Below are 14637 nucleotides of genomic sequence, written 5' to 3' on the forward strand. Positions count from 1 at the left end.
CACGGGTAAGCACCAATACCCACGCGCTTCCTGGTAAGGCCAAATACGGCAGATTGTGTCAGGTGGCCTTACCAATTTGCAAAACATGCAAATTGGTCCCTCCCGGTTCCCTGACCCGCCAAAGAGGAGTTCGCATTGCTGTCATCCGTGTCCGATCCCGTCTGTCCCGACGCGCCCAGCCCCGTTGAGGCTGGCGTACTGTTGCGCCTGGAAGGGATTACCAAACGCTTCCCGGGAGTGCTGGCACTGGATGGTGTGAGCTTTGAGGTGCGAAGTGGGGAGGTACACGCGGTGTGCGGCGAAAACGGCGCGGGCAAATCGACGCTGATGAAGGTGATCAGCGGCCAGTACCAGCCCGATGCGGGGGTCCTGTACTACCGTGGCGAAGCCTGCCAGTTCCAATCCACCGCCGACTCCGAGGCTGTCGGCATTGCCATCATTCACCAGGAGCTGAACCTGGCTCCACACCTCACGGTGGCCGAAAACATTTACCTGGCCCGCGAGCCACGCAAAGGCTGGCTGATCGACCGGGCAGCACTGCGCCGCCAGGCAAAGCAATGCCTGGACCGGTTGGGGCAGGACATCTCACCGGACGCTCTGGTCAAAACCCTCTCGGTAGCCCAGCAGCAGATGGTGGAAATTGCCAAGGCGCTGTCGCTCAACGCCCAGGTGCTCATCATGGACGAGCCGACCTCGTCCCTCACGGAGTCGGAGACCGAGAAGCTGTTTGCCATCATCCACGAGCTCAAGCGTACGGGGGTGGGCATTGTCTACATCTCCCACCGCCTCGACGAACTGGCGCTCATCGTGGACCGGGTCACCGTCTTGCGCGACGGACGCTACGTGTCCACCGAACGCCTGGCCGACACCAGCGTGGAAGAGATCGTGGCAAGGATGGTGGGGCGCTCGCTGGACGATGTATTCCCCAAAAGAACGTCCGTGCCCACGACCGACGTGTTGTTGCGCGTGCAAGGCCTGACACGCCAGGGTGTGTTTCACGACGTGAACTTTGAACTGCGCCGTGGCGAAATCCTGGGTTTTGCGGGGCTCATGGGGGCTGGCCGCACCGAGGTCGCTCGCGCCATTTTTGGTGCCGACCCCATCGACGCCGGCGAGGTGTTTCTGGCCGGGCAGCGTCTCACCATTCACTCGCCACGGGATGCCGTGCGCCAGGGACTGGCCTATCTGTCAGAGGACCGCAAGCACGACGGGCTGGCACTGAAGATGAATGTGGCGCAAAACATCACACTGGCCCACATGGAAGCCGTGTCGAACCGTGCGGGCATGATCCAGTTTTCCAAAGAGCAGGATGCCGCACGCCACTACATCGGCGCGCTCGACATTCGCACGCCCAGCAGCAGCCAGATCGTGCGCCTGCTCTCGGGGGGCAACCAGCAGAAGCTCGTGATCAGCAAATGGCTGTTCCGTCAATCACGCGTGCTGTTCTTTGACGAGCCCACACGCGGCATTGATGTGGGCGCCAAGTACGCGATCTACCAGTTGCTGGACCAGCTCGCAGGCCAGGGCATTGGCGTCGTGATGATCAGCTCCGAGCTGCCCGAAATCATGGGGATGACCGACCGTGTCGCGATCTTCCATGAAGGCCGCCTGGTCACCATCCTCCCCACCCGCGAGACCGATCAGGAGGAGGTCATGCACTACGCCTCCGGCCGCAGCGTGCCGCCCCTGCAAGCCGACCAGCTGACCCACTGAACCCTCCAGGACTTCTTTCCCGAACCACACCATGACCGAACAACAACAAGACCTGTTTCAGAAATTTGCCGCGCTGGCCAGCCTGCTGGGACTCATCGCCATCTTCTCGTTCACCAGCAACGCCTTCTTCAGCGTGGGCAATGGCATGACCGTGGCGCTGCAGGTGACATCCATTGCCTACCTCGGCATCGCAGCAACCTGCGTGATCATCACGGGGGGTATTGATCTCTCGGTAGGTGCCATCCTGGCACTGTCCGGCGTCGTGGCCGCCATGCTGGTCAAGGCGGGCGCGCCCGTGCCGCTGGGCATGTTTGCCGGCCTGCTGGTCGGTGCCCTGTGCGGGCTGATCAACGGCCTGTGTGTGACGGTGCTCAAACTGCCGCCCTTTATTGCCACCCTGGGAATGATGCTGGTGGCACGCGGCGTGGCCTTGCAGCTGACCGATGCCCGCGCCATCAGCGGCCTGGGCGACAGCTTCGCAGAACTGGGCAACGGAGCCTTGTTCCGCATCGTCAATATCGGTGCGGACGGCTTCCCCGATGTGGTGTTCGTCGGCATTCCCTATCCCGTGGTGCTCATGATCGTGCTGGCGCTGGCCGTCTCCGTCCTGCTTAACCGTGCCACGCTGGGCCGCCATCTGTACGCCATCGGCTCCAACCTGGAAGCCGCCCGGCTCTCGGGCGTGAACGTCAACGGCGTGACGCTGTTTGCCTATGTGCTTTCCGGTTTGCTGGCCGGGCTGACCGGTTGCGTGCTGATGTCACGCCTGGTCACGGCCCAGCCCAGCGAGGGCCTGATGTACGAACTTGATGCCATTGCCGCCGCGGTGATAGGCGGGACCTCGCTCACGGGTGGTGTGGGCACGGTGTCGGGCACCGTCATTGGCGCGTTCGTGATTGGCATCCTGCGCAACGGTTTGAACATGAGCGGCGTGTCCGCTTTCACTCAACAAATTCTGATTGGCGTCGTCATCCTGCTGGCCGTATGGATCGACCAGATGCGCCATCGCAAGTGATCCCTACCGGCAGGGCTTACCGGGACTTCGAGAGACAACCTCCACAACCACTACCCATGAGGAAAGAAATGAAAAAATTTGTCCACACACTGATCGCAGCCGCCCTGGTCGCTGCGTCGTCGATGGCTATGGCCGCCGACAAGGAAATTGCCGTCATCGTGAAGACCGCCAACTCGGACTTCTGGCAAAACGTGAAGAAGGGTGCCAACGCTGCCGTGGGAAATCTCAAGGGCTACACCGCCACCTTCCAGGGCGCAGCATCCGACACCGACCTGGCCGGGCAGGTGGCCCTGGTGGAAAACGCCGTGAACCGCAAGGTCGCCGGCATCGTGCTGGCCCCGTCGGATCCGGATGCCTTGATCCCCGCCATGAAAAAAGCCTGGGAAGCCAAGATTCCTGTGGTGTTGATTGACTCCGCCGCATCGGATTCCGGCAAGGCTTACTACCAGTCCTTCCTGGCCACCGACAACAAGACTGCCGGAGAAATGTCCGCCAAGACGCTGATCGAGAAAGTCGGTACCACCGGCAAAATTGCCGTCATGTCCTACACCGCGGGCTCGGGCTCCGAAATCGGCCGCGTGGGAGGTTTCACCGACTACATCAAGAAGCATTCCAAGCTGCAGATCGTGGGCCCCTTCTACTCCAACTCGCAGATGGGTACCGCACTGAACCAGACCACCGACGTGCTGGCCGCCAACCCCGACCTCAAGGGCATCTTCGGCGCCAACGAACCCACCGCTATCGGCATGGGCCGCGCACTGGTTCAGTCGGGCAAAGCCGGCAAGGTGGTCGCCATTGGCTTTGACGGAAACTCCGACCTGCAAGGCTTTGTGAAAGACGGCACCATCGAGGCGATTGCCGTGCAAAGCGCCTTTGAGATGGGCAACCTCGGCGTAAAGACGGTGGCGGAAATCGTGGCAGGCAAGAAAGTGCCCGCCTTCCGCGATACCGGTGTGTTGATGGTGACCAAGAAAAACATCGACACGCCCGCAGCCAAGAACGTTCTCTACTAAACCGTTCCAACCCAAGGACCCTCCGGCACCGGCTGCCGGAGGATGGGCATATGCACACCACGGATCTGAAACTCCTTCCCCGCGTGGACCTGCGGCTGACAGCCCTGGGCCTGGGCTGTTCGCAAATGGGGGGCCTGTACCGTGCCACCAGCGCCCGCGAGGTAGAGGAGGTCTTTGCGAACGCCTGGGCGGCCGGCGTGCGCTATTTCGACACGGCACCCTACTACGGCTACACCCGCTCCGAGCACCGCCTGGGCGCCCAGCTGGCCGACTGCCCCCGGCACGAATATGTAGTCAGCACCAAAGTGGGCCGCCTGCTGCGTCCTGATGCCAGTGTGACTGCTGGCGATGGCGGATGGGCCAACCCCTACCCGTTTCGCCCGCAGTATGACTACAGCTACAGCGGCGTGATGCGCTCATTCGAGGACAGCCAGCAACGGTTGGGTCTGGCCCACATCGACATCCTGTACGTACACGACATCGGCCGCGACACCCACGGCGAACAGCATGCGCATTACTGGCAACAATTGACCACGGGGGGCGGCTTCCGCGCGCTGGACGAATTGCGCGCAAGCGGTGCCACCAAGGCAGTGGGCCTGGGCGTGAACGAATGGCAGGTGGTGATGGACAGCATGCAGGAGTTCGACCTGGACTGCACCATGCTGGCCGGGCGCTACACCCTGCTGGAGCAGGACTGCATCACCCCCTTTCTGGGCGACTGCATGCGCCGCGGCAACGCCATCGTGGTGGCCGCGCCGTTCAACTCCGGCGTCCTGGCGGGCAACACCAAATTCAATTATGCGGAAGCCCCGCCCGCCGTGGTGGCGCGCGTGCAAGCCTTGGCGCTGGCTTGCGAGGAATTCGGCGTGCCCCTGCAGGCCGCCGCACTGCAGTTTCCACTGGCGCACCCTGCGGTGGTGAGCTGCGTCACCGGCACCCGCACCGCAACCCAGCTGCAACAGAACGTCGCCTGGCTGGAGACGCCCATTCCCGCCACGCTGTGGCAGGCCCTGCGCAGCCGCGGCCTGCTGCATCCCGATGCGCCGGTACCAGTCTGAGGAAGCCCCATGCTGATCGACGCGCACCCGCATTTCTGGAATCTGGCAAACCGCACTGGCCACTGGCCGTCATCTTTGGCGGCAATGCGCGCCGCCTGTACCACCTTGGCCAACATATAGACGGAAATTGACATGCAACGAATGGGATGGGTCATTGGTATCGACCCCCGGCACATCGCCGAGTACAAGCGGCTGCACGCGGCCGTCTGGCCCGCTGTGCTGCAGCGCATTCACCAATCGCAGGTGCGCAACTACAGCATTTTTCTGCGAGAGCCGGAAAACCTGCTGTTCGGCTACTGGGAATACCACGGCCGGGACTTTGACGCGGACATGGCCGCTATCGCCGCTGATGCTGAGACGCAGCGTTGGTGGACCCTCTGCGGCCCCTGCCAACGCCCCCTTCAAACCCGCGGCCCAGGCGAGCACTGGGCCGCCATGGAATCCGTATTCCACATTGACTAACCACTTCCACCCAAGGACATCTATGCTGACAGTCATTTGCGAAACTCCCGGCGTGCTGCGCACGGTCGAAGGGGCCATGCCCATCCGCAATGAAGGCGATGTGCTGCTGCGCATCCGCCGCGTGGGGGTGTGCGGCACAGATCTGCACATCTTCACCGGCAAGCAACCCTTCCTGGCCTATCCACGCGTCATGGGCCACGAGATCGCGGGTACCGTAGAGGAAGCTCCAGCGGACGGCCCCCTTCAGGCCGGCGACAGCGTCTTCGTCATGCCTTACCTGTCGTGCGGCCGGTGTGTAGCCTGCCGCCAGGGCAAGACCAACTGCTGCGTCCACATCCAGGTGCTGGGCGTGCACCGCGACGGCGCCTTCACAGAGTATCTCAACGTACCCGCGCAGTTTGTGCGCAAGGCAGAGGGTGTCTCACTGGACCAGGCCGCCATGCTGGAATTTCTGGCTATTGGTGCCCACGCTGTACGTCGCGCCGACGTGCAGCCCGGCCAGCGTGTACTGGTGGTAGGGACGGGCCCCATCGGCATGGCTGCCTTGCTATTCGCCGGCCTGCGTGGTGGTCAGGTCACAGCGCTGGACACGCGAAAGGAGCGGGTGGAATTCTGCAAACAACACCTGGGGGCGCATGCGGGTGTTGTGATAGGTGACAACGACCTGGACGAGCTGCGCGCACTGACCGATGGAGATTTTTACGATGTCGTTTTTGACGCCACGGGCAACGCAAGGGCCATGGAGCGCGGCTTCCAGTTCATTGCCCATGGCGGCAAGTATGTGTTGGTGTCGATAGTGCTGGACAATATTACGTTCGCCGATCCGGAGTTTCATAAACGCGAAGCGACGCTGCTGGGCAGCCGCAATGCCACCATGGAAGACTTCGAAACGGTGCTTGAGGCGATGCGGGGCGGCAAAATCCCCACCGCAGCACTCAACACTCATCGCATGGCCCTGGCCGATGTACCCGCCCAGTTCGCCACCCTGCTGGACCCCACGCAGGGCGTCGTCAAGGCGCTGATCGAATGCTGACCGGAGTCTCCACGTGAGCACGCCCATCCTCCAGTTTGGCACCGGGCGCTTTCTGCAGGCGCATGCGGACCTGTTTGTGTCCGAGGCCCTGGCCCAGGGCCAGGCGCTGGGCGGCATAACCGTGGTGCAGAGCACAGACAGCCCGCAGAGCAGCGCGCGCGCCGCGGCACTGGCACATGGCTACCGCGTCGAATTGCGCGGCATGCAACATGGCCGGCGTATCGAGGAAACCGTGCAAGTGAACGCAGTACAGGCCGTCTGGCATGCCCGCCGCGACTGGACACTGTTGCGCGATGCCATGGCTACCACCGTGCAGGTCATCATCTCCAACACCGCGGACATGGGCTATGCACTGGACGACTCCGACACCGCGGCGCTGCTGCGTAGCCCGACGACGACGCCGCCGCCGCGCAGCTACCCGGCCAAGCTGGTGGCGCTTCTGCACCACCGCTGGCAGCAGCAGCCGGAGGCTCCCCTGACGCTGTACCCCTGCGAACTGGTCAACCGCAACGGGGACACGCTGCGCAACCTGGTATCCACGCTGGCACAGAGCTGGGGCGTTACGCCCGCCTTCCTTCGCTATGTGCGGGAGCACTGCGTGTGGGTCAATTCACTGGTGGACCGCATCGTGTCGTCTCCGCTGGAACCCGCCGGTGCAGTGGCCGAGCCCTATGCGCTGTGGGCCATCGAACGCCAGCCGCGCATGGTGCTTCCTTGCAGCCACCCGGCCATGGTGGTGACGGATGCACTGGCCCCCTTCGAGCAACGCAAGCTCTGGCTGCTGAACCTGGGCCACACGATATTGGCCGAACGCTGGCAGCTGCTGGGCGGTGCTGCTGACATGACCGTGATGCAGGCCATGCACACCCCGGCGCTGCGCACCCCGCTGGAGGCCGTGTGGGCCGACGAGGTGCTGCCGGTATTTGACGCCGAGGGCACAGGCCCCGAGGCCCACGCCTACCTGGTGGAATTGCGCGACCGCCTGCTCAACCCGTTTCTGGAACACCGTCTGGCCGACATTGCCAAGGACCACGCGCAGAAGAAGCTGCGCCGCCTGGCACCCGTGCTAGAGCGCGCCGTGGCGCTGCAACTGCCCATCGCACAGACCCAGCTGCGCAATGCGTTAGCTGAAACCGGAAGCACCCTGGGCACTGGTGCCTGAACCACCGGCTGGTCACCTGCGTTTGATGACATGCTGCGGCGCAACATCCGACGCCGCGAGCCCTCATGCCAGGGGCCAGTCCCTCAGCGCCCGGGCGTGGAACGGAAATTCGCCGCAATTGCGCCTCCGGGGTTACGATGCGTAAACCATTCACTCCGTCGGTGGTTCCATGGTGGCACTTGCCGCACAATTCGATTCGCCCCGCCGGCTGCATCAAAGAGCCAGCGACCGGCCGCAGGACTGGCTTGGCACAACGCCCCTGCTGGACCTGGACGACACCAAGCTGCGCCTGAAGGCTCGCTCGATTGTCCAGCTGTGCCGCACCGACCGGGACAAGGCACTGGCTATCTATCGCTTCGTCAAGCGCCTGCCTTATACCAAGCGGATCAAGCTGCAGTACCCGACCGCCCGCGACGTACTTGAGGCGCGCGGAGGCGACGGTGACGACAAGGTGACGCTGCTGATCGCGCTGATGCGCTCCGCCGGCATCCCGGCCCGTGTGCGCTACATGGAGATGCGCGGCGAGATGCTTCGCGGCCTGATCCCGCGGGCCACGCCGGCGGCGCGGCCGCTGGCGGAGTTCTGGCTGGGCCGTTGGGTGCGCACCGACACCTACATCTTCGATGCCGAATACGTGGCTGCGGCGCTCGAACGCCTGAAAGCGAACGGCTGGGAGTGCGGCTGGGGTATCCACATCAATGCCCAGCTTCTGTGGGACGGAAAGAACGACGCCTTCCTCGGCGGTGTGCCTACCGAGCAGGACCCCATGCTCACGCGGCTTCTGTGCGTGGTGAGCGATCCTCTGGAACTGGTGTCGGCATCCCTCGGGGGCAGCGGGCTGCGTTACCGTCGATCACTGCGGGCCTTGCAATGGAATGCGCTGGCTCCGACCATGATTCGGGCCATTCGTGAGCTGCGGGCCGGCTCGCGTTTTTATTGAAATGACAGGCCCTAGCCCATCCGCCGCAGCAACTCCGGCACGGATGACACCAGCATCGCCACGCCGGAGCAGGTCAGCAGGCTCAGCACCAGTCTGCGAAAGGCCAGGTCGCTGATGCCCGTGTAAACACGCCCGCCCAGCCAGGCGCAAATGAGCGCAGCAGGCGCCACGATGGCCAGCATGGGCAGCGTTTCGCGCGTGACCAGGCCGGCGGCAACATAGCTGGCCATGGTGACGGTCAGCACGGCCAGATTGAAGTTCTGGATGACGGCGCGCTGGGCACTCTTTTCGTAGCCGCGCAGGGTGCACCACAGTGTCGGAATCACACCGCTGAAACCACCCAAGGCCCCCATGAAACCACCGGCAACGCCAATCGTGCCGTCGGCGACGCGGCCCCCATGGTGAATGCGCGGGAGCTTGCCCGAAAAAAGCATGGCCGGGCACCATAGCGCCAGCAGCATGCCGAGAAACAGCTTGAAGAGCTGGACGTCAAGTTGCGGCAACAACAGCAAACCCAGCGGGAGCCCCAGCAGGCCGCCGGCCAGAAACGGCAGCAGGCGCTTCCAGTCAGTTGTGCGGCTGACCGTAAAGGCCGCCATGACCTGGCCCGTCAGGCCGCCGAACACCGCCATGACAGCCGCCAGCTTCGGGTCTATAGCCCAGGCCCAGAAAGACATGGCGACAAGGCTGAAGCCAAAACCCGACAGGCCCTGGACAAACCCCGCTGCCGCCGCCCCCGCGACGATCAGGATGATGTGAGCGTCCAACTCAGGCGTAATCACTCACGGGCACGCAGCTGCAAAAAAGGTTGCGGTCGCCGTAAACGTTGTCGACGCGGCCCACCGGCGGCCAGTATTTGACCTGCTTGAGCGAGGCCAATGGGAAGGCGCCGGTTTCGCGGGAGTAAGGGCGGTCCCAGTCAGCGCCCATCAGGCTGGCCGCGGTGTGCGGCGCATGCTTGAGCGGGTTGTTGTCTTGCGGCCATTGGCCAGCTTCGATTTTTCGGATCTCTTCGCGGATGGCGATCATCGCGTCGATGAAACGGTCCAGCTCGGCCAGGGTTTCGCTTTCGGTCGGCTCGACCATCAGGGTGCCGGGCACAGGGAAGCTCAATGTGGGCGCGTGAAAGCCGTAGTCCATCAGGCGCTTGGCCACGTCTTCGGCGGTGACGCCGCTGGTTTCCTTGAGCGGGCGCAGATCGAGAATGCATTCATGCGCGACATGGCCATTCTCGCTGGCGTATAGCGTGGGGTAGTGGTCCTTGAGGCGCGAGCTGATGTAGTTGGCGCTCAGGATGGCGACTTCAGTCGCCTGCGTCAACCCTTCTGGTCCCATCATGCGGCAGTACATCCAGCTGATGGGCAACACCGCTGCGTTACCCAGGGGGGCCGCAGAAACCGCCCCCACGCCGTTGACGGGAATGCCGGCCGTGGCATGGCCGGGCAGGTAAGGCACCAGGTCAGCCACCACGCACACCGGGCCAACGCCCGGGCCGCCGCCGCCGTGCGGGATGCAAAAGGTTTTGTGCAGGTTCAGGTGGCTCACGTCGCCGCCGAACTCGCCCGGCGCGGCCACGCCCACCAGTGCGTTCATGTTGGCGCCGTCCACGTAAACGCGTCCGCCGTGGCTGTGCACCATGGCGCAGAGCTCTTTTACCTGGGTTTCGAACACGCCATGCGTGCTGGGGTAGGTGATCATCACGCAGGCGAGGTTGGCGCTGTGCTGTTCGCACTTGGCCTTGAGGTCGGCCATGTCGACATTGCCCAGCGCGTCGCAGGCGGTCACGACGACGGTCATGCCCACCATCTGGGCGCTGGCCGGGTTGGTGCCGTGAGCCGACGAAGGGATCAGGCAGATGTTGCGATGACCCTGGCCTTTGGCTTCATGAAAGGCCTTGATGACCAGCAGGCCCGCGTACTCGCCTTGCGAGCCGGCGTTAGGCTGCAGGCTGATGCCTGCATAACCCGTGGCTTGGCACAGCCAGTCGCGCAACTGCTTGTCGAGTTCCGCATAGCCCTGCAGCTGGTCTGCGGGTGCGAAGGGGTGAATGTTGGCGAACTCCGGCCAGGTGATGGGAATCATCTCGCTGGTGGCATTGAGCTTCATGGTGCAGCTGCCCAGCGGAATCATGCTGCGGTCCAGTGCGAGATCTTTGTCGCTCAGCATGCGGATGTAGCGCAGCATGCCGGTTTCGGAGTGGTGGGTATTGAACACCGGGTGCGACAGGAAGGCGCTGGTGCGGCGCAGGCCGGCGGGGATCAGCGACTCGATGCCCTTTTCGAAAGCGCTGACCACGGGTACGGTCTGGCCGGGCCTGGCGAAGAAGGACCAGAGCAGTTCGATGTCCTTGCGGCTGGTGGTCTCGTCCAGCGACACGCCCAGGTGATTATTCAAGCGAAAACGCAGGTTGGCGCCCGCCGAACGTGCGCGGTCAGCTATCAAATTGGTAGCGTCACCCGTCTTCACCGTGACGGAATCGAAGGCGCCTGTGTTGGTGATTTCATAGCCCAGCTCTTTGAGACCCTGCACGAAGATGGCCGTATAGGCCGCCACACGCTCGGCGATGCGCTTGAGGCCTTGCGGGCCGTGGTAGACCGCGTACATGCTGGCGATGACGGCTGGCAGCACCTGCGCGGTGCAGATGTTGGAGGTGGCTTTCTCGCGGCGGATGTGTTGCTCACGGGTTTGCAGCGCCAGGCGGTAGGTCGGGTTGCCGTGGCTGTCGATGGTCACGCCGACCAGGCGGCCGGGCAGCGAGCGCTTGAATTCGTCGCGGCAGGCAAGGTAAGCCGCGTGCGGCCCCCCGTTGCCCATGGGCATGCCGAAGCGCTGGGTGTTGCCGAGCACGATGTCGGCATCCCATTCACCGGGCGGGGCCAGCAGCGTGAGCGCCAGCAGGTCGGCCGCAACGCAGAGGGCTGCGCCATCGACATGCGCCTGGCCGGCCAGCGGGCGCAGGTCATGGATGCTGCCTGTGGTGGCGGGGTATTGCGCCAGCACGCCGAAGTAATTGCCTTCGGCCATCAGTTGCGGCACCGTGACGGCTGCCGTGCTGACCTTCACCTCGATGCCCAAGGGCTTTGCGCGGGTCTGGATCACCTCAATTGTTTGCGGGTGGCAGTCGCCTGCGACGATGAAGACATTGCTTTTGCTTTTCACGCTGCGCTTGGCCAGGGTCATGGCTTCGGCGGCGGCGGTGGCTTCGTCGAGCATGGAGGCGTTGGCGATCGGCATGCCGGTCAGGTCGCAGACCATGGTCTGGAAGTTGATCAGCGCTTCCATGCGGCCCTGCGAAATCTCAGCCTGGTAGGGCGTGTAGGCCGTGTACCAGGCGGGGTTCTCGAGGATGTTGCGCAGGATCACGCCCGGCGTGTAGGTGCCGTAGTAGCCTTGGCCAATGAAGTTCTTGAACACCTGGTTCTTGGCCGCGATGGCTTTGAGCTGCTTGAGCGCGGCCGCCTCCGTGACGGGGGCCGGGATGGCCATGGCGGTGCTGCGTGCAATCGAGCGTGGAACAATGCCTTCCACCAGCGCGCGGCGCGAGGCCGAGCCCACGATGCTGAGCATGTGGACTTCGTCGGCGTCATCGATGCCGATGTGGCGGGCGATGAATTCGGCAGGGTTTTCAAGATCGCCCAAGGGCTTGGCGGATTGCATCAACATGTCGGGTCCCGTGTCAGGCTTGGCAGCCAGGAGTCAGAAAAAAGAATTGGTCAGAAAATCAGACAGCGAAGGCGGTGTAGCGGGTTTCGTCCATCAGCGCGTCAAGCTGCGTTGGGTCGGACAGCTTGACTTTGAAAAACCAGCCGGCGCCCAACGGGTCGCTGTTAGCGAGGGACGGGTCGTCTCTTAGGGCTTCGTTGATTTCGGTGACTTCGCCACTCAAGGGCATATACACGTCGGCCGCGGCCTTGACGGATTCGACAACACCGGCGGTTTCTTTCTGGGCGAAGGTGGTGCCGACAGCCGGCAGGTCCACAAACACCACATCGCCCAGCGCATCCTGCGCATGCACGGTGATGCCGACGGTGGCGACGTTGCCTTCAATCTTGACCCATTCGTGGTCTTCGGTGTATTTGACGGTCATGAGGTTCTCCAGGGGTTGAGTGAGGTGAATAAAACGGGGAGCTTGATCTGGTGCTTAACCGCGGTAGTAGCGGGCGGGAACGAAAGGCATGGCGGCCACTTCCATGGGCACCGGCTTGCCGCGCACGATGGCGTTCACGCGTGTGCCCAGCGCAGCGAACTCAGGTTTGATGTAACCCATGGCGACGGGCTGGTTGATGGTGGGGCCCAACAAACCGCTGGTGACTTCGCCGATAGCCATGCCGTCGGTGCTTTGCAGTTCGGTGTGGTCGCGTACAGGAACGCGCTCCAGCGCCACCAGGCCGATACGCTTGCGGGTGAGCAGGGCGGGGTCGGCCAGCTGGGCCAGAATTTTGTCTGCGCCAGGGAAGCCGCCGGCACGCGCGCCGCCGGTGCGGCGAATCTTTTGCATGGCCCAGTTGAGGTTGGCTTCCACCGGCGTGGTGGTGGTGTCGATGTCGTTGCCGTAGAGGCACAGGCCGGCCTCCAGCCGCAGCGAATTGCGCGCGCCCAGGCCGATGGGCTTGACTTCAGGTAGCGCGAGCAGTGCGCGTGCGAGTGTGTCGGCTTGCGAAGCCGGCACCGAGATTTCGAAGCCGTCTTCGCCGGTGTAGCCGCTGCGGGTGATGAAGCAGTCGCAGCCGGCCACGCTGAAGCGGCCGCCGGTCATGAATACGAGTTTTTCGACACCGGGCGCCAGGCGCTGCAAGGCAGTGACGGCCTGTGGGCCCTGCAGCGCCATCAGCGCCATTTCCGGCATGGGGATGACTTCGCAGCGCGAGCCGATCTTTGCCTGGATGTGTGCAATGTCGCCGACCTTGCAGGCGCCGTTGACGATGACAAAGAGGTCGCCGCCGTTGGCGTAGTCGCGGTTGAAGAACATCAGGTCGTCGATGATGCCGCCGTCGTCGTTCAACAGCAGGCCGTAGCGCTGCTTGCCGGCGGGCAGGTCGATCACATCAACGGGTATCAGGGATTCCAGCGCGACTGCGGCATCAGCACCCACCAGGCGTAGCTGGCCCATGTGGGACACGTCAAAAAGGCCGGCAGCCTGGCGTGTGTGGTGGTGTTCCGCCATCAGGCCCGCGGGGTACTGCACCGGCATCGAATAGCCCGCAAAAGGCACCATGCGCGCGCCAAGCTCCACATGCAGGTCATGCAGGGGCGTTTTCAACAAGGTTTCGGGGGCGGCGGAAGAGGTGGACGAATCGGACAAGGCATTCTCCAGGGGGCAAACACGGTCATGGCAAGAACTTGTTCTCAATCCATGGGCTGCCCCTGCTGTCCACTTTACCTGAGAGATTCACCCGGCGATGCAGGCTTGCTCCTTCGGTGGGCTGCCCGTGAAAGGCGGCCTCTCTCCAGTAGGGAACGCCTTGCCGCGTGGTGCGCCGCAGGGCGGTTGCCAGTCCTTTTGCCTGAGCGTTCAGTGCTACTCAAGGGGGGTGCCCCCAGGGTGCTCGTGCGCCTTCGGCGGTTTTCGCGAGGAAAACTCTCTCCTGACACCGCTGAGTGTAACGGAAGCCGCTGTCGGCTCGATCAGGCGGCCTGGTGCTGCGGCAGCAGCATGGCGATGCGCTCGCTGATGGAGTCGGCGCGCTCGTGGCCCGCGATTTTTTCGATTTCCTCGATCATTTCGCGCGAGGCGCTGAGCATGGTCTCGCGGTCTTTGGCATTGCGCAGCGCTTCGCGAAAGCGCTCGGCCATCTCCGGGTTGCGCCGGGCGAACATGCGTTCGCAGATGTCGAACAGGAACATCCGGGTTGTGGCAAGCGAGCGCTTGCCTTCAAATTGATCGGCAGAGACCTGAATGGCCTGGGTGGTTTCGGGGCTGGGAAAGTTCTGTAACTGCGCCGGCGTGAGTGTTTGGGCGGGTGCAGGCGCAGGGTTTTTTGCCGGCGCGGACGTCTTGCCGGGATGGGCTTCCAGAAAGCCGTCGCGCAAAAGGCGCAGGGCAATGGCTTCGCCGTCGCCCTCAAACAGCGGGCGGAAGTCCTGGGCCGACTTGCTGCCGTCGGCCATCAGCAGCAGGGTGCGCTCGCGCTGGCCTAGCGTTCTCACGCCGGGCTTGAGCTCGGCACGGGCGCGGTCGGTTTTGTGGAGCTGCATGGATTTCATCCTGAAATGAAACCCCGAGCATGGCTGCTGAAAATGA

General features: G+C 63.5%; 13 protein-coding genes and 2 riboswitches. Of the genes, 8 read left to right on the forward strand and 5 right to left on the reverse strand.

The annotated features are described in order from the left end of the window. Window positions 1-135: 135 nt before the first annotated feature. The 8 genes from AC1D13_RS07520 (at window position 136) to AC1D13_RS07555 (ending at window position 8396) form a co-directional block, all read left to right on the forward strand. Entirely contained in the window at window positions 136-1713 is a 1578-nt protein-coding gene (locus AC1D13_RS07520; RefSeq protein WP_477689277.1) for a sugar ABC transporter ATP-binding protein, read from the forward strand. 31 nt (window positions 1714-1744) lie between these two features. After that, window positions 1745-2728: an ABC transporter permease gene (locus AC1D13_RS07525; RefSeq protein ID WP_457280126.1), complete on the forward strand. Its 984-nt coding sequence runs from the start codon at window positions 1745-1747 to the stop codon at window positions 2726-2728. A 68-nt stretch (window positions 2729-2796) separates the two neighbouring features. Further along, on the forward strand, window positions 2797-3741 hold the full coding sequence (locus AC1D13_RS07530) for an ABC transporter substrate-binding protein (protein WP_457280127.1): 945 nt from the start codon (window positions 2797-2799) through the stop codon (window positions 3739-3741). Window positions 3742-3791: 50 nt separating this feature from the next. Beyond that, window positions 3792-4799, forward strand: a complete 1008-nt coding sequence (locus tag AC1D13_RS07535) for an aldo/keto reductase (RefSeq protein ID WP_457280128.1) — start codon at window positions 3792-3794, stop codon at window positions 4797-4799. 132 nt (window positions 4800-4931) lie between these two features. Continuing rightward, a complete protein-coding gene (locus AC1D13_RS07540; RefSeq protein ID WP_457280129.1) occupies window positions 4932-5261 on the forward strand; it encodes an L-rhamnose mutarotase in 330 nt (109 codons plus the stop codon). A gap of 22 nt (window positions 5262-5283) precedes the next feature. Continuing rightward, window positions 5284-6294 carry a zinc-binding alcohol dehydrogenase family protein gene (locus AC1D13_RS07545; RefSeq protein WP_457280130.1) on the forward strand — a complete coding sequence of 337 codons (1011 nt, stop codon included), beginning with the start codon at window positions 5284-5286 and terminating at the stop codon, window positions 6292-6294. A gap of 13 nt (window positions 6295-6307) precedes the next feature. Next, window positions 6308-7456, forward strand: coding sequence for a mannitol dehydrogenase family protein (locus AC1D13_RS07550; RefSeq protein WP_457280131.1), 1149 nt, complete (start codon window positions 6308-6310; stop codon window positions 7454-7456). Window positions 7457-7628: 172 nt separating this feature from the next. Next, window positions 7629-8396 carry a transglutaminase-like domain-containing protein gene (locus tag AC1D13_RS07555; protein ID WP_457280132.1) on the forward strand — a complete coding sequence of 256 codons (768 nt, stop codon included), beginning with the start codon at window positions 7629-7631 and terminating at the stop codon, window positions 8394-8396. Window positions 8397-8407: 11 nt separating this feature from the next. On the opposite strand, the gene AC1D13_RS07560 is transcribed toward AC1D13_RS07555, so the two are convergent. The 5 genes from AC1D13_RS07560 to AC1D13_RS07580 all read right to left on the reverse strand — a co-directional run bounded on the left by AC1D13_RS07560 (window position 8408) and on the right by AC1D13_RS07580 (window position 14591). Beyond that, a complete protein-coding gene (locus AC1D13_RS07560; RefSeq protein ID WP_457280133.1) occupies window positions 8408-9163 on the reverse strand; it encodes a sulfite exporter TauE/SafE family protein in 756 nt (251 codons plus the stop codon). Between the two features lies 1 nt (window position 9164). Next, window positions 9165-12059 carry an aminomethyl-transferring glycine dehydrogenase gene (gene gcvP, locus AC1D13_RS07565; protein WP_457280134.1) on the reverse strand — a complete coding sequence of 965 codons (2895 nt, stop codon included), beginning with the start codon at window positions 12057-12059 and terminating at the stop codon, window positions 9165-9167. A 58-nt stretch (window positions 12060-12117) separates the two neighbouring features. Beyond that, on the reverse strand, window positions 12118-12483 hold the full coding sequence (gene gcvH / locus AC1D13_RS07570) for a glycine cleavage system protein GcvH (protein ID WP_477689278.1): 366 nt from the start codon (window positions 12481-12483) through the stop codon (window positions 12118-12120). A 54-nt stretch (window positions 12484-12537) separates the two neighbouring features. Continuing rightward, window positions 12538-13698 carry a glycine cleavage system aminomethyltransferase GcvT gene (gcvT, locus tag AC1D13_RS07575; protein WP_477689279.1) on the reverse strand — a complete coding sequence of 387 codons (1161 nt, stop codon included), beginning with the start codon at window positions 13696-13698 and terminating at the stop codon, window positions 12538-12540. 55 nt (window positions 13699-13753) lie between these two features. Next, window positions 13754-13857, reverse strand: a riboswitch (glycine riboswitch). Between the two features lie 21 nt (window positions 13858-13878). Beyond that, window positions 13879-13994: riboswitch (glycine riboswitch) on the reverse strand. Between the two features lie 27 nt (window positions 13995-14021). Beyond that, on the reverse strand, window positions 14022-14591 hold the full coding sequence (locus AC1D13_RS07580; RefSeq protein ID WP_477665657.1) for a hypothetical protein: 570 nt from the start codon (window positions 14589-14591) through the stop codon (window positions 14022-14024). Between the last annotated feature and the right edge of the window lie 46 nt (window positions 14592-14637).

This window comes from Polaromonas sp. P1_E12 (assembly GCF_056405975.1).